We start from the raw sequence: 20,703 nt of genomic DNA, 5'->3' as shown, positions 1-20,703 counted from the left end.
AGTGAACATTATATTTCATTAGGTTTCTCTTGAGGGGATTCCTCTTGACCATGAGCCGGTCTGATAATCAATTTACGATTTATTTTACTCAACGTCTGGTGGAAGATGTTAACCAGAATATCTTTCACTGAAAGGCTTAAAATGATGGCTAGTCCATCGCCGTTGACATAGCCGGGGTTTGTCTCTATAAAAAATTTAGCGTCACTACTTATATCCCCTTTCGGTTTTTTTTCGACACGGGTTGGCCCTAGTCCATCGTTATGAATCAAGACGCCATTTTCTTTTTTTATCTCCAGATCAAACTTGTTGAGTAATGTCTCACACAGATCCTTCATCGGTCTATTTTGGTGCGCATTTTCCTTTGTTGGCCATGCTTTATTTCTGTTGCAACCTTTCTTGAGTATTGAACAATAGCTGGAGGGGTGGATGCATAGTTCAAAGAAGAGTGATTTTCTTGGGGTGCGTAACATTTCTGAAATCACAAATCTTAAGTAGGTTAATTTAACGATGTTTTTGTTTCTGTAATCTTTCAATAACCCTACCTGACTGCGAAAAACGTTTAACTTTTTTTTATCTATTTCTATTTCGTATCTCTGCATGCACATAAAGCCAACGGGGATCCTATCATCATAATAAATGGCAATTTTGCTGATGGTCGCGGCAGGGTGGATATACGCCGAGATGATGTCATCTGACGTGATGTTACCGGGAGGGGAGAATATTTTTTCGTGCAGATCGCTGAGTAAGTTGACAACATTATTTCCATAAACTTCATTTTTTTCGAAAATCTTCACGTGTAGCATGAAACCCCCATATTAATATTTAAATAGTACGTAAATTGAACGCAATCTTCTTAATGGTGCTAATGGTGTCATCAACTTGATTATTGGTATTTCTGCTTATCCCGCTTTTGTTTACTCCAATCCGCATGTCAAAGGCCTTCAATAAGGGAAGGAAAATCACACAAATGTTAAGATTGTTTTAACTATAGTAAAGCCTGGCCGGTATGGCTAGTTTTGACCTGACTGACGCCATACGCTGGCGGCTGGCATGGTGTATAGGCCATCGCCGTACTGCACTGTGGCATGGGCGTGGCGATCGGCGATTACGCTGCATAACGAGCGGCGTCGGATACTCTATACATCAGGTCACGAACCGGGGGATTGGCGGGGGATGGACGTTAAATGGTCAAGTGATTCTTATGATTTTCGTTGCAATTGTTATCAGTACTTCTCTGTTGTTCCCTGGGGGCATGATGATAAGGATGTGCCGGCAGCCGGTACCCTAAACGACATGGCGGGCAGAAAAAATCAGGCGATCGCTGCCGATCGCCTGATATGGGGTGCGCCTGCAAACGCCTGGCAATGCGCGCCGGCTTACAGCTCGCGGCGGATGATTTCCGCGCCGGCGCTTAACGCGCGCAGCTTGCCGCTGGCGACCTGACGGGCCAGCGGCGCCATGCCGCAGTTGGTTGACGGATAGAGCTTGTCGGCATCGACGAACTGCAGCGCTTTACGCAAGGTATCGGCCACTTCCTCGGGCGTTTCGATAACGTTGGTCGCCACGTCAATGGCGCCGACCATCACTTTTTTGCCGCGAATCAGTTCCAGCAGATCCATCGGAACGTGCGAGTTGTGGCACTCCAGCGAGATGATGTCGATATTGGATTTTTGCAGCTTGGGAAACGCTTCTTCATACTGTCGCCACTCGGAACCCAGCGTCTTCTTCCAATCGGTATTGGCTTTGATGCCGTATCCGTAGCAGATATGCACCGCCGTTTCACATTTCAGGCCTTCAATGGCCCTTTCCAGCGCGGCGATGCCCCAGTCGTTCACCTCATCAAAGAAAACGTTAAACGCAGGCTCGTCAAACTGGATGATATCGACGCCGGCGGCTTCTAACTCCTTGGCTTCCTGATTGAGGATTTTGGCAAATTCCCAGGCCAGCTTTTCACGGCTTTTATAGTGGTTGTCATACAGCGTATCGATCATCGTCATCGGGCCGGGCAGGGCCCATTTAATCGGCTGTTTGGTGAGCTGACGTAAGAATTTGGCGTCTTCAACAAACACGGGTTTCTGGCGTTCCACGGCGCTAACCACGGTCGGCACGCTCGCATCATAACGATTACGGATTTTAACCACCTGACGCTGTTCAAAATCAACGCCGCTCAGGTGTTCAATAAACGTGGTGACAAAGTGCTGACGCGTTTGCTCACCGTCACTGACAATATCAATCCCTGCCCGCAGCTGATCGTCCAGAGACAGGCGCAGCGCATCCTGTTTGCCCGTGATTAACTCTTCATTTTGCAACTTCCAGGGAGACCACAGCGTCTCAGGCTGCGCCAGCCAGGAAGGTTTAGGCAGGCTGCCGGCGGTGGAGGTCGGGAGCAATGTTTTCATAATCAGATAGCCTTCTATTTTTTGGTTAATCAAAGCGCGTAGTTAGCAGACCATTGCTCAAGAATATTCTGGTATGGTTTGATAAAGTGCTCTTCGGTAAATTTTCCCTGCTCGATAGCCAGCCGGCTGCGTTCTTCCCGGTCATAAACAATTTTCGTCAGCGAATGGTCCTGATTATTCAGGCTGGGCTGGTAGCACAGACCGGCGGCAGAGTTCGCATTGTAAATCTCCGGGCGGTAAATCTTTTGGAACGTCTCCATCGTGCTGATGGTGCCGATTAACTCCAGGTCAGAGTAATCACGCAGTAAGTCGCCGGAGAAATAAAATGCCAACGGCGCAACGCTGTTTGGCGGCATGAAATAGCGCACCTGCAGGCCCATTTTTTTGAAATATTGGTCGGTCAGCGAAGAGCGATCCTGCCGGTACTCGATGCCCAATACCGGGTGCTGGTTGCCCGTCCGGTGATAGGTGTCTTTGTTTGAGATGCTTAAACAGATCACCGGTTGTTTTTTAAAGCTTTCCTGATATTCGCGTGAGTTAACGAAGTATTTGAAGATGTTGCCGTGCAATACGCCAAAATTCTCCGGAATGTTGAAGTCTGCTTTGTTTTTGTTGTGATCCAACAGCAACACGCTGAAGTCATAATCCCGCACGTAGGAAGAGAAATTATTGCCGACGATACCTTCAATACGTTCGTCGGTTTTCTTGTCGACGATATGGGTTTGCAATATTTCAATCACGGGGAAAGCCGCACCGCTCCCCTCTATGCGCATCTCAACGGAAATAATGTCCAGCTCGACAGCATAACGATCGCTTTTCGGGTTATCCCAATAGGCCAGGTTATTGAAGCGATTGTTCATCATCGTGAGCGTATTGCGCAGGTTTTCCTGGCGGTTTTGCCCTCTGGCCAGGTTGGCAAAGTTGGTGGTGATACGCGTGCTTTCGGCAGGGTTATAGTTTTCATCAAACTGGCTGCGCTTAATCGTAAATGTAAAATCTTGAGTCATCGTGATCTTGCATCCTGGGTTCTGACGTGAAAACTGGATGGATTCTCGGAGGTTCCGGGGAATGCCGGTTTCTCGTTTATCCGTCTTCATGTTGTCAATTCGTTAACATTGCATAATTTATGCCAGAGCCATGGGAGGAGTGAAAGCGACTTAATTTCATAACAACATGAGCCATCTTCATGTTCTGGGGGAGGCGGGGAGCGGCTGGCTGCGCAACGCGATGAAAGGGCGCAGCCGTGGCTAAGAAGGGCGCGGCCTGATGCTTGACTGCGCCCCGGTGACGTATGCAGGGGGATGCCGGCCGCCTGCATGATGTCGTACCGTCGTTACTGGTTTTCAACCCGCGTTATGCGGACTTCTGCCGAGCCTGATTGCTGTAATGCTGCCAGCCCTTCGTCGATACGCCCGAGTTTGATCAAACCTGGTGAATGACGGAAGTCCTGGCGAAATATCGCTAAATTTCCCCAGGGGATGTAGTACGCAATATCACCGGTAGCCGGTGTGATTGCCGGCAGCGTATTTGCCTTATTGAGTTTGTCCGGTAGCCATGCGACTTTTTCAACTGCGCCATAGTCTTCCATTTTGACCGTGAGCGGCAGCATCGCCAGAAACTCCCGCGACGCCGGGTTATCCTCAAGCGAGCCAATTACCGTCTTGCCGTGATAATTAAATTGAATCTTCACCGTCTTCTCCCCGGCGTTCACATTTGCTACAAAAACCAGCATCAGGAGAAAAAGGGTACGTATAGCCGTCCTCATCGCTTCTCCTTAAATTACCGATTGCTTAGTTCGATACGCGGGCGCGCAGCACGTCACCCACAACCGGCGCGGCAGAAAACGCATTCGGCCATCCGGCATAGAAGGCGGCCTGAGTGACGATTTCACCGGCTTCTTCAGCCGTCAGGCCATTATCCATTGCCCGGTTAAGGTGGTAACCAATTTGCGCGCTCTGGCCCGATGCGATTAATGCACTGACCGTCACCAGACTTCGGTCCCGGGGTTTGAGTGCGGGCCGCTGCCACAGGTCCAGAAAGAGCGGATCGGCGGTAAATTTGACCAGCCCGGGGGAGACGGGGCCGACATTTTTTTCCACGGTTGCCGAACGCTGCTGTTCTACCTCCTGATTGAGCGGCAAAAGCGCAGGAGAGGCTTCGGGCAGCGCCGTCGCGTTGACCCCGCGCGCCTGGAAGATCTCTTTTGTCACCGCGATCGCCGACATCGCATTCGGCCAGCCGGAATAGAAAGCAAGATGGGTGATAATTTCCGAGACTTCCGCCGCCGTCACGCCGCTGTCGAGCGCGACCCCGACATAATGCCTGAGCTCGGCGGGCTGGTTTCTGGCAATCAGCATGGCGACGGTGACGATGCTGCGATCGCGTGGCGAAAGCTCGGTACGCTGCCAGAGGTCATCAGCCATAACTTCATTGCCGAAGCGGGCCAAGGCCGGGGAAACGGCGTGTATATCGGTGACGGAAAGGCTTGATGGGGTAATCTTCAACATGGTTTCACCTCTTTTTTCATCGGCATGCGCAAAATCTGCGAGAACCAGCGATATCGCTGCAGCCGCTATCACTTTTTTCATCGCAACATCTCCATTGGCGTTTAATTGATTGACGTCTGGCGCGGGTATCCCGGTAATTGGCTGCCAGCCCAATACGTTATTGGCAGTAAGGTTAGGGCAGCGGCCGCGGCGGAACCAGTAGCCGCTATCGAATGGAGTTGTGAATTTTTTTCATCAATGGCCGTAAGCCGTTAAAGAGCGAGGGAGAAACTCTTTAACCCGATCGATCAACAGGTGCAGGCCCGTCGATAACGGGTGCCGGCTAGAGTTATAGATATGGAATCCCGGCCCGAAGGCGGCCCGGCCGACAAGTACCCGTTGCAACCACTTGCTTGCGTTAACCAATAGGAAGCGGGTCACGGGCTACCACCGCCGGACAACCCCTCATCAACGCTTGGATTACAATTGTTAACAATTGCACTGCTAAGTATTAACATTCATGAGTAATTAATTAACTAATTGATTTAAAAATATTTTTACGAGAGGTGCGGCAGGCGGCGTGTTTGCATCTCTTGCTACCGTTGGCAATGCACCGTTGCCAACGGTAGCAACGAAAAATATAATCCTCACATCAACACCAATAAGGGCGGTGTTGATTGACAAAGAGTTCTCAGCGTCCGCCAGGGATTTGGCGTGTAAGCCTGATTAATTTATGCTGTGCCGTATGATGCGTCCGTAATCAATGTGAATCAGCATGAAAGAAAAAAAAGGCAACCCAGACAGAAAGTTTCAGCAATCGACAGCAGATGACGTTGCAAAGTTGGCAGGCGTTTCAAAATGGACAGTGTTGCGCGCTTTTAAAGATAACGCATCGATTTCAGCTGAATCGCGAGAGGCCGTTCTTGCCGCTGCCTCGCAGCTAGGGTTCCGGCCCAATTTACTGGCACGTAGTTTGAAACAGCGACGCACAAAAATCATTGGGGTAGTGGCTGATGAGTTCAGCAATCCTCATACGCTGCGGATGCTCAAAGAGGTCACGCAGCGCCTGAACGAGCGTGGTTATATGACCCTGCTCTTAAACATAGAGTCGCCAGAAAATTATCAATCTGTATTGCAAATGGCAGGGCAGCTTCATGTTGATGGTCTGATCTATCTTGCCACCATCGTGAGTGATGAATTGCTGGTGGTCGCTGAATCGTTGCACCATATTCGCGCAATTCACGTCTTTAGAAATACGGACAGTGCGGAAGTCGAAGTTGTCAACATTGATGGTTTTAAAGCGGGTCAGACATTAGGACAGGTCTTGCTCAAAGAAGGCTATCAACGCTTTGGTTATATGAAGGGGCCCGATACGTCATCCAATCATTTGCTGAGACTGGAAGGCTACGAGGCATCACTAGCGTTAGAAGGTAAAAAAGTAGACGTTGTTTTAGTTGCTGGACGTTACGATAGAGACTTCGCCTATCGCTGCATGATGAACTATCTCAAAGAGTCAACGGAACATGATCGCCTTGATGCATTGTTTTGCGAGAACGATGTGCTTGCATTTGGCGCGATACAGGCAATAAGAGACTTTGATGCAGATCTTCAGATTGGCGTTGTAGGGTTTGATGATATCGATGAAGCCCATTCCAGCACGTGGGAGCTGACCAGCTGGAATCAGCGGGCAGACCTTCAGGTTACCGAAGCAATTAATCGCCTGATCGATCAGCAGTCAGATCCCGATGGTGAATGGCAATTTGGCGAGCTGCGTTTACGGCGTTCGCATATTAAAAAGCAGAAATAATAAATCAACGATGCGCCATGTAAAATATGGCGCATAAACGAGGACCGCCGGCTGCAAAAATAACATTTATAAAGTTCACTTCTAAAAAATAATTACTACTGTCTATCAGATATGCTCTTCTGAGTTTTTATCAGGGAGTTTATTTCTGTGGTCAGTGATTCTTCTCGTCTGGAGCATGGTATGAAGCGTAGAAGTTTTATTAAGGCAGGGTTAATTCTGGCTGGAACAGGAACGGCCGCCTCCATATTTACCCCCGCAGGTGCCGCGGAAAGAAAAAATGTTCTGAATGGCGGTAAAATTTGGCGTGCGAAAGAGACCCCATTGCCGACCCCCGCAGATCCTACGCAGCGTTTATTTTTTAATGAGCGTGAGTATGCATTGGTTACCGCTATCTTTGACCGACTAATCCCCGCGGATGAGTTAAGCGTAAGCGCATCTCAGGCAGGGTGTGTTGTCTTTATCGACAATCAGCTTGCGGGAGATTATGGCAAAGCCAAATGGAAATATAATCAGGGACCATTTGAAAACGGTACCGAGTCTCAGGGCAACCAAAGCCCTTATTCTCCGGCGGAAATCTACCGTAAAGGTCTTCAGGAACTGGATACACACTGTACGCGTTTATTTAATAAATCTTTCACCGAACTCTCTCATGATATGCAGGATGCTTATTTAGAGAAGATGGAGTCCGGTGAGTTTACGTACCCGACATTCAATTCGGAAGTATTATTCGGACAGTTCCTGGCCAATGTTCAGGAAGGGTTCCTAGCCGATCCTATTTATGGCGGCAATCGCAATATGGTCGGGTGGAGAATGATTGGGTTCCCGGGGGCACGTTACGACTATCGTGATTATGCGCCTTTAAAAGGACAGAAGTTAAATATCGAACCTATCAGCATCATTCAACTCCTGAAAGCGTAAATAGACAAGGCAGATTATGAATTACACCAGACCTAAGGCCGATGCGGTCATTATTGGCCTCGGATGGGCCGGCTCGCTTATGGCTGAAGAGCTGACCCGGGCAGGATTAAATGTTGTCGCAATTGAACGCGGCCCGTGGGAGCAGACGCAAACCAATTTCTCTCCTGCTATTGCAGCTGATGAACTGCGCTACGGAGTACGACGTGAAATATTGAAGCCCCCTCGCGTTGAAACATTAACCTTCCGTAATGACAGCAGCCAGAAAGCACTGCCGGCGCGTGACTGGAATGCCTTCCAGATGGGGTATAGCGTTGGGGGAGCGGGTAAGCACTGGGCCGCCAATGCCTGGCGTTTTAACCCTTCTGACTTTGAAATGGCTACTCGTCTGCGCGATCGCTACCATAATATGAAACTTGCCGATGGTCTCATCGTTCAGGACTGGGGCGTGAGCTACGCCGAGCTGGAGCCATTCTATGACCGTGTCGAAAAAATCGCGGGCATCTCGGGTAAAGCCGGCGTCATTAATGGGGTCACGCAGAGCGGCGGTAACCCATTTGAAGGCAGCCGCAGCAGTGAATACCCCACGCCCCCTCTGATCCGTTCCCACTGGAACGACAAGTTTCATCAGATCACTGAAAAGATGGGTTTCCATCCATTCCCTATCCCAGCCGGAACCATTGGCGCACCTTACACTAACCCGTTGGGTGTGAATCTCGCCCCATGTACGTATTGCGGCTACTGCGGCTTTTACGGATGCGGTAACTGGTCTAAATCTTCACCTAATGTGTGTGTTATTCCTGCGCTTATGGACCGGACCAACTTCACACTGCTGACTGAATGTACCGCGCTTTATATCGATAAAGCGGAAGATGGCAAAACAGTCTCCGGGGTGACTTTCCGTGATTCTGACGGTAATACCGGCTTCCAGCCTGCCGATATTGTCTGCCTGTCGGCATATCAGTTAGACAACGTCCGTTTGTTGTTATTGTCCAAAATTGGTAAAGCCTACGACCCTGTAACAGGGGAGGGGACGCTAGGCCGCGCTTACAACTATCAGACCATGTCGATGGGTTACCTGTATTATGAAAATGAACATATGAACCCGTTCATTTCCACCGGGGCCTTGTCAACGCAGATTGATGACTTCAACGGCGATAATTTTGATCACTCCGGCTTAGGTTTCCTTGGCGGGGCGGGGATTCAGGCGCTGTCAGATCAGGGAACACCTTTGAGCATGACGGATCGCCTGCCGCCAGGCAGTAAAATGTGGGGCTCCGCATGGAAAAAAACGTTCCAGAAGAGCTACCAAAACTATGCCAAAATTCAAGGGCAAGGCACGTCTTACTCGCACCGGGATTCCTATCTGTCGCTTGATCCCAACTATAAAGATGAGAATGGCCAGCCGTTACTGCGTCTGACCTTTGACTACAACCAGAACGACAGACTGATGGCGCGTTTCATTCGCGATCGCATTGAGGATATCTGCAAAGTATCTGGCGCCACATCATGGGAGACGGAAGCCTTCCCCGATAAGCATAACTCTCCTTTCCGTGCCTATGACAGCTCGCACACCATTGGTGGTGCAGTCATGGGGCTTGATCCGGCCACGTCCGTACTTAACCGCTACCAGCAGCATTGGGATGCGCACAACCTGTTTGTTCTGGGAGCGTCTTCTTACCCAAATAACGGCGGGTATAACCCAACGATTACGCTCAGTGCACTCACGCTATGGACCGCTCACGCCATCGTTAATGACTATCTGAAAAATCCGGGTTCACTGGTGCGATAAGGAGAATATCATGGGTAAGAAAATGCGGCGTGTCGCCTATGGGATCGTGTCAGTGGCGGTACTGGGGGCGGTTGGCTATACCGCATGGGTGCAGTACGGGCTGCACAAAAGCTATCCTCAAACGGTACAGATTTCTTCAGGGTCTGCCCTGCAGGAACAAATCAAACGCGGTGAGTATGTTTCGCGACTGTCGGATTGTACCGCCTGCCATACGGCTGAAGGGGGGAAACCTTTTGCTGGTGGTTATCGGCTTAATACGCCGTTTGGCGCAATTTTGTCATCGAACATCACTTCTGATCCTGAAACCGGTATTGGTGGCTGGACTCAGGAACAGTTTGACCGTGCAGTTCGTCACGGTATTGGCTCACACGGGTATTTGTATGCCGCAATGCCATACAATGCCTATGCCAAGCTGACGGACCAGGATTTAGCGGACCTGTGGGCGTATATTAAAACCATTCCGCCGGTTAAAAATAAAGTGGTGGAAAACCAGTTACCTTTCCCGTTCAACCAGCGTTGGACACTGGCTGGCTGGAATTTGCTGTTCTTTAAAGATCGTGTGTTTGAGCCCAAGGCAACAGCCAGTGAGCAGTTTAATCGCGGTGCTTATCTTGTTGATGGTCCGGGGCATTGTGCATCATGCCACACAGCCAAAAACCTGTTGGGTGGAGATACTTCTGCCTACTTGCAGGGGGGAGCGTTACAAGGTTGGTATGCGCCGGATCTGACCGCCAATCCTCATTCCGGCCTTGGGAAATGGAGTGAAGAAGATATCGTGTCTTATCTACGTTCAGGCACTAACAAGATTACGGCATCATCAGGCCCAATGACCGAAGCGATTGAGAATTCAACGCAGTACATGACAGATGATGATTTGAAAGCCATTGCGCAATATTTAAAAGCGCTGCCCGCATCAGAGGCCCCGGCGCCAACGCCGTTATCCAGCGACAATACAGCCATGATGACGGGTAAAAAAGTGTATGAATCTCAATGCAGCGCGTGCCATGTCTCGAACGGCTCTGGCGTGCGTAATATGATTCCCTCACTGTCTGGTAATCCTCAGGTCAATTCACCTGATCCATCAAGCCTGGTGAATGTGGTGCTCAACGGTACTGACGGGCCATTAACGCATGCTAATCCGACGGCTGCCGGTATGCCTGCATTTTCGCAGAAGCTTTCAGACAGTAATATCGCTGACGTCATGACCTATATTCGCAACAGCTGGGGCAATGCGGCGGCACCGGTTTCTGCCCGGCAAATTGAGAAAGCCCGCTTAGACCTGCAGGCCAAACCTTGGCTGGGTGAGTCGATGCACGGAAAAAAATAGTATTTATCTGTATTAACGCCGATCTAATCTGACAGTCACCGGTTATGCTGGTATCTGTCAGATTACATCCGGCTTAAATCTTTTCAGCCCGGATAGGTTTTCCCTCAATTGCGTGTTACTGCGGGAGAGGCCACGATAAATAGCGTTATTTTTTGTAAAATTCGTCTTTATGCTGGTATCGATACTCTTGCGTGATCCCCGTGTACCCATATGATGCCGCTTTACAGTCGATGATATGAACGTTCGACTGGGGGTGTAAGTTACCGATTGCCTGCTCCATCGCGTTGTAAATTGCTTTTTGGTATGCCGCTTTCTGGTCTTTACTGCAGGTTTCATCCACGACGGTCACTTCAAGCCTGAACGAATTTTTACCCCATTCAGCCAGACTTTTGCCATCAATGAACCAGTCCTCATCATCGACATGTCTCACAATGACCATGGTTTCGAAGCTGTTTTTGTTTAAAACATCACATGTGATCCGAGTCGCTAAAAGTACACATTCTTTGGTTAATGTTTGATTCTTTGAACCAGACAGCGTCAGGGTAATTCCAGGCATAACATGTCCTTAGTCAGGTGTTTATATCGGATACATTACTACACAAACCGCCATAGGTTATTGATTTTTTATACACTATCAAAATGGAATGTATCGAGGTGCTTGTAGTCCCTCTGATATTAAAAAACCCGCCCAGCGGCGGGTTGTTGTCAGGTCGTAGAGGCGAAAAATCAAGCTATGGAAAGCTCTTTTTCACTCACGGCTTCATTGTTAAGCTCTAAAGAGCGGTAATACTGCAGTGCTGCCGGGTTGGCAACATACTCAATCTTTCCATGATGTTCTTCAACACACTGAATGATTTTATCCAGATCGGTTTTAAAGAACTCTTTGCGTAAATTAACCTTGTTCATTCGGTCATTGCCCAGCTTATTATGAAGTACCGCCTCAAGAGCAGGTGCATCATCACAACTAATCATGGCATGAACATCAAATTCGAAAGGTACGCTAGCACCACTGAGCTCACTTACACGGTCGAGTGGTTCTAGCCGGCGCGTCATGCCAATCTTATAAACGTTCTCACCAAAAGAACCGATATTTGAAATGACGTACACATGCCCCTGCTTCGTCATTTGGGCCATGGATTTAGCACGCTCGTATTGCTTGTGAACATCTTCAATTTCCTGCTCCAGCTGACGTCGGGTTTCCTCTAACTCAAAACGATGTTCCTCATCCGCAGCCTGGAGAGCATCTTCAACAGCCTTACGCCGGGCTTCGAGCTCTTGCTCTTTGGCTTCTGCTTCCTGCTGTTGGCGCTCAAGCTCTTCCGCTCTCTGGCGTTCCTCGCGCATCTGTCGCTTCAGTTCATTCTGAGCATCGCGTTCATCCTGGGCCTCCTGAAGTGCCAGAACCTTATCGCGAAATTTTTTTTCAACCGTTTTCCAGTCAGAGTGATCGCGAAGCTCGAAAAAGTCATATTTCGCAATGAGCGTCTGATAGATAGATTTTTCTTTTCTGATATCGGCAAGTTTTTTCTCAAAGTTCTTTAACGTTACCGAAGCCAATAGGGTTTTTCTTTTATAGCGGTAACTGTCATCGAGTACTTTTTGTATCTCCGCTTGGGCTGTCTGATGTTGTGCAAGGAAGTGCTTTTCGAAGTCGAACGCATAATCCACGGCTTTATCGAATATCGCTTTACTCTTTACGCGGTTTGTTTCAATAACAGCATTGAGCTCGTTTTTTAATCGCTCGTGTTCGGCTTCTCTAAGGATGTCATTTTTTTTGCATTTCTCAATGACATCTTCTTTTTCGCTTATTTCATCATTAAGTAATCTTCTGTGATTATTCTCAATGTTATCAATCTTTCGGGTGTGGATTTTTTGAAGGTATTTATATGTTAAAAGGCAGGCTAAAAAAGCACCTAAACCAAAAATGATCAAACTTGGGTACAGCGCCTCCATGAAAACTTACTCCTTGTGTCGGTTGTAATAGTGGCGGCAGAAATATACCACAACCAACGCAGGGGGAAATGTCTTGTGAAAAATTTCCGGCCACTGTCTATTCAATTCTCTGCATGGGGATGAGCTGATAGGCCTCAGGAATCTATACTGTTCTGTATATTTTCCCTCTGTTTATTAATACATTATTGTGAATTCACCATGGTTAAATCATAAATAACAGCCGTCAGGCGAGAAACGCAGGGCGTCAGCAGCCGTTACTGATGCCGGTGATCACGGGTCGCCATCAGTTGAAAAATCTGGCGGAGAGCTGGGGCCTGCGCTATACCCTGGCAACGGGCGTTTTTATCGCTGCCTATACGTGGTGGATGGCATGGGCGTGCGCGTGTCCGGCAACGCGCTCGCCTATACCGTGTGGATGAGCGCATTATGGGGAGTGTTGATACCGCTGCTTTATATCGTGCTGCGCGACGGTAAGAGCTTACTGCACCGGCGGGCCCGGCATGCTCCACGCGGCAGCAGGCGGTCTGGTTTCGCTGCTTGCTAATGGCATCATCATTTACGCCATGACGGCCGCACCGATGGGCGCCGTCTCTGCGCTGCGTGAAACCAGCGTGCTGTTTGCCGCCGTATTGGGCTATCTGTTTCTCGGCGAAGCGTTAACGCTGAAAAAAATGCTGGCGTGAGCGCTCATTGTCGCCGGCACGCTGATGATAGGTTAATCAAATCAGGAGAACGCCATATGTCTGACCATCCCACGCTTGCCCTTCTCGGGCCGGGTGCTATCGGCACCACCATCGCCGCGTTACTGCATAAGGCTGGCCGAACGCCGGTCCTTTGCGGGCGTAGCGCGCATCCGCAGTTAATTTTGCGTCACGATGAGGGGGAAGTCGTGGTGCCCGGGCCGGTATTGAGCGATCCGGCGGCGATCCGCCATCCGTTCGATCTGGTGTTTGTCGCGGTGAAAACCACCCAGGTTGCTGACTGCGCCGGCTGGCTGGCCGCGCTGTGCGACGAACATACCGTCGTCTGCGCGTTGCAAAACGGCGTCGAGCAGGCCAGCCAGTTGACGCCCTACGTCAACGGCGCCCGGGTGCTGCCTTCGGTCGTGTGGTTCCCGGCGCAGCGCGAGCCGGATGCCTCCGTATGGCTGCGTGAAAAACCGCGTCTTACGCTGCCCGATGTGCCGCAGGCGCAACGATTTGCGGATGTGCTCGGCGGCACAGGCTGTGCGGTTGAACTGTCCGCCGATTTTGTCTCCGTCGCATGGCGCAAGCTGTTGCAGAACGCGGTCGCGGGCCTGATGGTGCTGGCTAATCGCCGTGCCGGGATGTTCGCCCGGGAGGATATCACCGAACTGGCGCTGGCCTATCTGCGCGAGTGTCTGGCCGTTGCGCGTGCGCACGGCGCATCACTGAGCGATAACGTTCCGCAGGAGATCGTGGAGCGTTTTCATCGCGCCCCTGCGGATTTGGGCACCTCAATACTGGCTGACCGACAGGCCAACCGCCCGCTGGAGTGGGATATCCGCAACGGCGTGATACAGCGTTATGGCCGCGAGCAGGGGATCCCCACGCCGATCAGCGACGTGCTGGTGCCGCTGCTGGCAGCAGGAAGCGAGGGGCCGGGCTGAAGCGTCGGGGGATTAGACGGCGACCCGTTGAATTATGGCAGAGTGGGTATTATTCCGCTTGGGGGGCGGCTGTGTGCCAGGAGCGGACATTACTCTATCACTATGCGTTATGGTCAACATCAGAACGCAGCCCTTGTGTTGTGACGTGTGGTCTGGCCTAAACGCAGTTGCACTACATTGCCTCGTGGGGGCAGTGACGGCCCCGTTTCAGTTCACGTACACAGGGATCATACTCATCTGCATAGCCATCAAAGTCATGGCTGGGCATGAAGTACCACTTTTCGCCGTTCCAGCCAGCGATCTGGGTGGTCGGTTTGGTTTTATTCAGAACAACAGTACAGACGCCGATGGGAGTTCCTGGAGGAAGAAACCGTTGCACCGCACACTCATGATTGGCCACATCAATCCAGTCTTTGACGTGAATTTCAGGATGGTTCATTGTTTACCATCCTTATGATGGAATGGCTTACAGTAATGTGTCCGATTACCGTGCAAGAGCATGTCCCATGCCTGCTCCCTGGAGGTGGCGTTACCTTGGTACGGTCAGCACTCTAAATGTCAGGCTAAGCCGTGAGGCCCGCAAGCTCATCAGGTCGCTGTGGCAGGGGAAAACGGTCCGGGTAACAGACCGTAATCGCCTGCTGGCGGTTATTGGCCCCGACTGACGCCGCACTGAAAACTGAAGCACATTAATACACTTGCGCCTCCGACAGGTCAGGCAATTTCTTCCAGCGCATCGTCCTTTACAGGTGGAGGAGGAAGTATAAGCGCGTCGCACTCCCTGATGACATATTCAGGAATGAGATCAAACCGGGCAGGATCCAACTGACAGATAAATTCATTTTCAATATGGTAGGTCTCGTTCATGAATTTACGTATGACTGCGTTTTCGAGTCCTGTCTGAAGCAGCCTGAACACCTGTAGTTTCTCGTAGCCATTACGGCAGAGCAGATAAAGCGCTCGTATACGTTCCGGTTCGGTGAGCTGCGCGAAAGTGGCCTGGTAGTCAAAGCCGGGTATGCGCTCGGCGATTGCCTGGCAACCGCTGGCAACTTTTTCTGCGGACATTTCAGGATGTCCCACTCCCTGCACAACGGGTTCACGGGTGTCGATGGGCGTTTCACGGTGATGAAACAGGTTTGACAGCACCTGATAGGCATCACCGAGGTCGTCCATAATTTCATAATGTCGGCGAAGATAGATCAGCTTGATGATGTCTTCACTATCAGAGTCAGTGACAGACTGGCAGATCTGGGCAAAAGTGCGGATATCACTTTCACCGATGAGCTGCTCGGTGATGCAACCTGCGCTGTAGCGCAAGTGTGAGGCCGTAACCAGATTACTGAACAGCTTCCTGACGGACTTCAGCGTATCAATAATAGGCTCAACATCGTGAGTCAGCATCAGTACCGTTTCATTTTTCAGGCACTCACCGGTATTGCGGCGAAACAGCATCTCCAGGATGGCAAATTTCTTGTTCTTATCAAACGATGAAATCGGGTCGTCAAGAATGATCATGCCTGGTTTCTTGGCTAGGCATTCATACATAAACAGAACGATGGCAAAGGCGTTGCGTTCACCGTAACTGAGATGCTGGCTGCCGCCGCTAACGTACCCGTCAAAGTCTTCGTGGCGCAGTTTCAGCCGGCATTTATCACCTTCCCCCGTGATATCCACCTGATAACGATAGCCAGCGTAAGCCAGGAAGGTATTGATATCGGTTTTATGCTTGAGGATCAGTTTCTGCATGCCCTGACGCTGCTTATTTATTTGACCCTGCAGGCGTCCGGCCTGCGCCGTCAGGTCGTCTAAAGAGGTATTGAGACTGGCCACGGTGCGGGCCGTTTTGTCCGACTGCAGTTCCGGAAAAAACTTCACGTCGAGGCGACAGGCTTCCAGTGCAGCCTTTACGTTGGTTGAAGCGCTGAACGTAAAGCCGTTAAGAGTCTTAAGGGTATTCAGCATAGTTATCAGGCTGTCTGTCTGCTTCTTCACTGTCACGAGATATTCTTCGTGCTGTTTTTCCAGCCCACTTTTTAGGGTTGTAATATCAGCGAGGCGGGCGCGGGCAGGCTCTGAAAAATATTCGCCGAGTTTATCTAGCACGCCGATCAGGCCGATCAGGTTTTTAATGACGGCCTTATCATACTCTGCGCTGACGCGGCTAATCTGCTCGGCCTTTTCACGAGAGTCGCCAGTACAGAACGGACAGCAGCCGTCGGATAGCGCGGAGAATTTCTCATACCCCCGGGTCTGCCACTCGATCCACTCTACGCTGTTTTTACTTTGGATGTACGGCTTATAAGATTCCAAACCGGCGGGAATGTGCTGAAGCTTATTGCCGGTTGATAAGCCTTTCATACCAGTAGACGTTTTTGCAATCCCGGTGCTACTCAGCTTAAACGCGGCGCTGAGTTCCCCCAGGTGAGTGATGAACTCTTCAAGCTCGACGTTATCAGCAAACTGCTGTCGTATGGCCGCGACCATGGCTTCGATTTCGCGTTCTGTCTCATGATACGCTTCACTTTTGATGAAGATGTCAAAACTATTACTTACTAACTCGTCTGGTTGAAAAGTGAATTGATCGACATATTTTTCATTAAAGCACATGACGTTTTGTAAGCCATCGACACCAGTTACCCCGGGCTGTACTGCATCGGGATTAGAACCACGGTATCTAAACGGAAGCAAGTCATTGAGCCCCTGTTCATCCCCATTTACCGTACACTGAATCGCGCGTGAAATGGTGCTTTTTCCGGTGCCGTTAGGCGCAAATTTAATATTTAATTTTTTTTCTGCCAGAGTGATATTTGCTTTATCGATGTTATTACAGCAATTAATTTCAATTTCCATACCTAATCCTTTACGGCAAAGACACTGAGTTGGCCCCGTGTATTGTAGGCCCTATTAATTATTTAAGCTGAAGCCAGTACATATAAGCACTGTTTCATTTTTGGGTAAAGCACTCCGTCAGTCGTACTTGATACCGCAGCGCCAGAGCAGTTGTTTTATAGAGAGTAGCTCGCTCATGAGCGCTGGACTTGCAGGGGTGTGGTATTCGGGTGAATGTCGTGAGTCCGGGTCCGGTCAAAACGCCTGGATTAGGGGGACTGGTTGCCGAGGAAGAGCGTAAGGGCTTGTTTGATGCACTGGCAGCACAGGTTCCGTTGGGCCGGATTGGTGAGCCAGCGGAAGTCGGCAAAACCTTTGCATTTCTGGCTTCTGATGCCGCCAGTTTTACCAATGCCATAGAACTGTTTGTTGACGGCGGTATGGCACAGATTTAAAGCTGATATCACCCCGTCAATTCCTCCGAGGCGACGGATTTTCAATGGACGGCTAGCGTAACGCAGTTTTAACTTCACAGTGTGACTGCCCACAGTACTGCTCCAGCCATCCCTGGTGGATTTTATCATCTCATAAAACATAGCGACCGTTTGCAAATCACTTCACCATCGTCAACAACATTTGCGCATAACTTCCTTCTAATGACGAGTTTTGGTCAGAACGGCTGCTGTGCGCCAACTTCTGCTCCTCGCTCATAGCAGACCAAGAGCGATTCGACGGCGGTTTTGTGCCAGAAGCTGACTTCATCATTGGGCTGCGAAGCTGTGGCCGCTCCTCAACACAGCCTGGGTGCCTGGATAAGCGGCGGCACCCCAAGCTGAATTGCGCGACTAAGCGCGGATTCATGTAACGCGGCAACATGTGAACTGGCTTACATTTTTGACCTTCATCACAATTTATAGTGACGCCATGGTTAAACGACGCATCTCATTAACATGGCATCGATTAAGGACGTAGCAAAAAAAGCGGGGGTCTCTACTGCTACCGTATCACGAGTGTTGAATCACCACCCCAGTGTGATGCCGGAAACACGTCAAGCAGTACGTGATGCAATGGATTTCCTGTGTTATGTGCCAAGTAAGAGCGCGTTTCAGTTGAGTGGTAAATGTTCCGGGCTGATTGCCGTGGTTGTGCCAAACCTTGTCAATCCTCACTTTTGCGAGTTACTGGCGACGTTTGAAGAGGAAGCAAGGTACATTGGAAAGTCGGTGATCGTTAAGACCCACCAGAATCAACCTCTGCAGGATAAGCAGATCATCCACGCTTTAATTGGTATGGGGATCGACAGTTTGCTGTGGGTTCCGACAGAAGCAGAGGCCGAACTTTCGGAGTGGTTAACCGCCACCCATATTCCGGTTGCGGTGGTGACACAGGTTTCACGCTTTTTTAATTCCGTCTCTATTAACCAGGGTAAAGGTGCGGAAAGTATCGCGGAACACTTCATACAAAGCGGGCATACCACATTTGGCTTTGTTGCCCAGGAAGGTGTCGATAATCGCAAGGTTTACGCCTGGAGTAAAAAGATTACCGGGCAGGGGTTAAATCTGGCTAAAGAAAATCAATTCTGGATAGCGAAAGGTGAAGGGGAAAAAACATCTGGCCATATCGGTATACTGGATGAGGTTATCGAAAAGCTGTCTGCCCGGAAAAATGTGTGCACATCTCTTTGGGTCTATAATGACGTTGCCGCCAGTTATATTATCGACGGGTTAAAAGAAAAAGGCGTGGCTGTACCTCAGGATATTGCTATTGCCAGTTTCGATAATACCTTGCTGGCGCAAACGAAAGGGATAACCAGCGTTGCCCAGCCGATAAAAGAAATCGCACATCTGGCATTTCAGATGGTTAATAACGAGAAAAAACAGGAGAGCATCGAAATGTATGAAATTGTCTCCCGGCTGATTATCCGCGAGAGTAGCGTGACTATTAATATTACGACGCTTTAATATCTGCATGTCTCCATTTAATGTTGTTGGAAATTTATTACCAGCACTGACTCTGGTGATAATAACCAGCGTCTAAATTTTATGACCGGGCACTATTGAGGTGATTTTATGTCTGCGACTGCCATGGAAAAGCAAAGCGCTTACGGAAAGCTGCGTCTGAAAGAAAAGATCGGTTACGGTATGGGTGACGCCGGATCCTGTATGATCTGGAGCGTACTGGCGCTGTATCTGACATGGTTTTATACCGATGTCTATGGGCTGGCTCCCGGCGTCGTAGGAACATTATTTCTGGTGATCCGTATTTTTGACGCCTTCAGCGATCCGATCATGGGGGCGATTTGCGATCGTACACAAAGTCGATGGGGTAAATTCCGTCCCTGGCTGTTGTGGATGGCGGTGCCATTTGGCCTGGGCGCCATACTGATGTTCACCACGCCCGACCTGAGCATGAACGGAAAAATCATCTATGCCTGGCTCACTTATCTGATTATGTCGTTGATTTATACCGCTATCAATATTCCCTATTGCTCGGTAGCGGGCGTGATTACACTGAACCAACAGGAGCGGCTGGGCTGTTTGTCATGGCGTTTCTTTCTGAATGGCCTGGCGACGCTTATTGTCTCTTCCTCCATTTTGCCGTTAACCGACTGGCTGGGTAACGGCAATCGCGCATCCGGCTTTCAGCTGACGATGATGATCATGGGTGGTGCCGCGACGCTGATGTTCCTGTTCTGTTTTTCCAGTATTAAAGAGCGCGTTGTTTCGATTAAGTCCAACGACTCGTTAATGAAAGACCTGAAAGATATCGCTAAAAACGACCAATGGCTGTTGATGATTTCAATTACCTTTCTGAATGTTTTTCCGGCGTTCATTCGTGGCGCTGTCACCATTTATTATGCGACCTACGTGATGCAGGCTTCCGTCGGCTTTATTACCTTTTTTATGGCGCTCGGCGTCGCCTGCAATATGCTGGGCAGTGTCATCGCCAAACCGCTGACCGACCGTTTTGATAAGGTTAAGCTGTTCCGAAATATTAATATTATTCTCGGTATTCTTTCCTTCGCGCTGTGGTTTGTCGACCCGAAATCCCTGGTGCCACTGCTCACGCTCTTCGTGATCATTAATATCCTGCATTTAATCCAGTCCGGCCCTATTCTGTGGGCGATGATGTCAGACGTTGACGACTACGGCGATTGGAAGTTCGGCAAGCGCCTGACCGGTATCTCTTTTGCCGGTAATCTGTTTATGCTGAAAATGGGATTGGCGGTAGCCGGGGCGATCGTTGCCTGGATATTGTCATATACCGGCTATATCGCCAATAAGCCGGAGCAAAATGCACAAACTATCCAGGGCATTATTATCATGTTCTCGCTACTGCCGATGGTGAGTTATTTTATCAGCGCATTTATGGTGCGCTACTTCAAGTTGAACAACATTTTTATCGAAAAGATAAAAGTCGATCTCGCCAAACGCGAACTGGAAAAGGGTGCGCTTCAGCCGCAGGCGCTTAAAGATGTTCCCGTCCATTAAGGTCAGGCAACGCCGCGTATTGACGTATGGCTAAAAGAAACAAGATCTGAAAGTAAGCGGGTTATTCAAAA

General features: G+C 49.7%; 17 protein-coding genes and 2 pseudogenes. 9 read left to right on the top strand and 10 right to left on the bottom strand.

The window, feature by feature from the left end; genetic code table 11:
* Positions 1-8 precede the first annotated feature (8 nt).
* The 6 genes from FO014_RS03120 to FO014_RS23850 form a co-directional block, all read right to left on the bottom strand.
* On the bottom strand, positions 9-803 hold the full coding sequence (locus tag FO014_RS03120; protein WP_160027739.1) for a hypothetical protein: 795 nt from the start codon (positions 801-803) through the stop codon (positions 9-11).
* Positions 804-1,376: 573 nt separating this feature from the next.
* Positions 1,377-2,399, bottom strand: a complete 1,023-nt coding sequence (locus FO014_RS03115) for a methionine synthase (RefSeq protein WP_105233241.1) — start codon at positions 2,397-2,399, stop codon at positions 1,377-1,379.
* Positions 2,400-2,428: 29 nt separating this feature from the next.
* Entirely contained in the window at positions 2,429-3,406 is a 978-nt protein-coding gene (locus FO014_RS03110) for a DUF1852 domain-containing protein (protein ID WP_105230316.1), read from the bottom strand.
* Positions 3,407-3,732: 326 nt separating this feature from the next.
* Entirely contained in the window at positions 3,733-4,164 is a 432-nt protein-coding gene (locus FO014_RS03105; RefSeq protein WP_160027736.1) for a cyclophilin-like fold protein, read from the bottom strand.
* 25 nt (positions 4,165-4,189) lie between these two features.
* The gene (locus FO014_RS03100; RefSeq protein ID WP_160027734.1) at positions 4,190-4,987 is read right to left on the bottom strand and encodes a carboxymuconolactone decarboxylase family protein; all 798 of its coding nucleotides are present in this window, start codon (positions 4,985-4,987) and stop codon (positions 4,190-4,192) included.
* A gap of 426 nt (positions 4,988-5,413) precedes the next feature.
* Positions 5,414-5,569, bottom strand: a complete 156-nt coding sequence (locus FO014_RS23850; RefSeq protein ID WP_212603824.1) for a hypothetical protein — start codon at positions 5,567-5,569, stop codon at positions 5,414-5,416.
* Positions 5,570-5,660: 91 nt separating this feature from the next.
* On the opposite strand from FO014_RS23850, the gene FO014_RS03095 reads away from it, so the two are divergent.
* The 4 genes from FO014_RS03095 (at position 5,661) to FO014_RS03080 (ending at position 10,726) form a co-directional block, all read left to right on the top strand.
* Positions 5,661-6,692: a LacI family DNA-binding transcriptional regulator gene (locus FO014_RS03095; RefSeq protein WP_160027732.1), complete on the top strand. Its 1,032-nt coding sequence runs from the start codon at positions 5,661-5,663 to the stop codon at positions 6,690-6,692.
* Positions 6,693-6,872: 180 nt separating this feature from the next.
* The gene (locus FO014_RS03090) at positions 6,873-7,610 is read left to right on the top strand and encodes a gluconate 2-dehydrogenase subunit 3 family protein (protein WP_111737491.1); all 738 of its coding nucleotides are present in this window, start codon (positions 6,873-6,875) and stop codon (positions 7,608-7,610) included.
* Positions 7,611-7,626: 16 nt separating this feature from the next.
* Entirely contained in the window at positions 7,627-9,399 is a 1,773-nt protein-coding gene (locus tag FO014_RS03085) for a GMC family oxidoreductase (RefSeq protein ID WP_160027730.1), read from the top strand.
* A 10-nt stretch (positions 9,400-9,409) separates the two neighbouring features.
* Positions 9,410-10,726 carry a c-type cytochrome gene (locus FO014_RS03080; RefSeq protein ID WP_160027728.1) on the top strand — a complete coding sequence of 439 codons (1,317 nt, stop codon included), beginning with the start codon at positions 9,410-9,412 and terminating at the stop codon, positions 10,724-10,726.
* A gap of 145 nt (positions 10,727-10,871) precedes the next feature.
* Here FO014_RS03080 and FO014_RS03075 read toward each other — a convergent pair whose 3' ends face one another.
* Both FO014_RS03075 and FO014_RS03070 read right to left on the bottom strand, forming a co-directional pair.
* Positions 10,872-11,282 (bottom strand): tautomerase family protein, encoded by a 411-nt coding sequence (locus FO014_RS03075; RefSeq protein WP_111737490.1) that lies wholly within the window; start codon positions 11,280-11,282, stop codon positions 10,872-10,874.
* Between the two features lie 170 nt (positions 11,283-11,452).
* Positions 11,453-12,679, bottom strand: coding sequence for a GIY-YIG nuclease family protein (locus FO014_RS03070; RefSeq protein ID WP_160027726.1), 1,227 nt, complete (start codon positions 12,677-12,679; stop codon positions 11,453-11,455).
* A 311-nt stretch (positions 12,680-12,990) separates the two neighbouring features.
* Here FO014_RS03070 and FO014_RS03065 point away from each other — a divergent pair.
* Positions 12,991-13,362 (top strand): annotated as a pseudogene (locus FO014_RS03065) (EamA family transporter); the annotation flags it as partial.
* Between the two features lie 56 nt (positions 13,363-13,418).
* On the top strand, positions 13,419-14,309 hold the full coding sequence (locus FO014_RS03060) for an oxidoreductase (protein WP_160027724.1): 891 nt from the start codon (positions 13,419-13,421) through the stop codon (positions 14,307-14,309).
* Positions 14,310-14,481: 172 nt separating this feature from the next.
* Here the strand turns inward: FO014_RS03060 and FO014_RS03055 are convergent, their stop codons facing one another.
* Together FO014_RS03055 and FO014_RS03050 are read right to left on the bottom strand one after the other, a co-directional pair.
* Positions 14,482-14,748, bottom strand: coding sequence for a hypothetical protein (locus FO014_RS03055; protein ID WP_160027722.1), 267 nt, complete (start codon positions 14,746-14,748; stop codon positions 14,482-14,484).
* 275 nt (positions 14,749-15,023) lie between these two features.
* Positions 15,024-17,162, bottom strand: a complete 2,139-nt coding sequence (locus tag FO014_RS03050) for an AAA family ATPase (RefSeq protein WP_160027720.1) — start codon at positions 17,160-17,162, stop codon at positions 15,024-15,026.
* A 179-nt stretch (positions 17,163-17,341) separates the two neighbouring features.
* Here FO014_RS03050 and FO014_RS03045 point away from each other — a divergent pair.
* The 3 genes and pseudogenes from FO014_RS03045 to FO014_RS03035 all read left to right on the top strand — a co-directional run.
* Positions 17,342-17,596, top strand: a pseudogene (locus tag FO014_RS03045) (SDR family oxidoreductase); the annotation flags it as partial.
* A gap of 495 nt (positions 17,597-18,091) precedes the next feature.
* Complete coding sequence (locus FO014_RS03040; protein WP_160027718.1) at positions 18,092-19,102, top strand: LacI family DNA-binding transcriptional regulator; 1,011 nt, start codon at positions 18,092-18,094, stop codon at positions 19,100-19,102.
* A 108-nt stretch (positions 19,103-19,210) separates the two neighbouring features.
* Entirely contained in the window at positions 19,211-20,632 is a 1,422-nt protein-coding gene (locus tag FO014_RS03035; RefSeq protein WP_105230326.1) for a glycoside-pentoside-hexuronide (GPH):cation symporter, read from the top strand.
* The last annotated feature ends 71 nt before the right edge of the window (positions 20,633-20,703 follow it).

The organism is Serratia rhizosphaerae (genome assembly GCF_009817885.1).
Taxonomy (GTDB): Bacteria; Pseudomonadota; Gammaproteobacteria; order Enterobacterales; family Enterobacteriaceae; genus Serratia_B; species Serratia_B rhizosphaerae.
The sequence above is the reverse complement of the archived record's forward strand: the minus strand, read 5'-3'. Positions and strand labels throughout refer to the sequence as shown.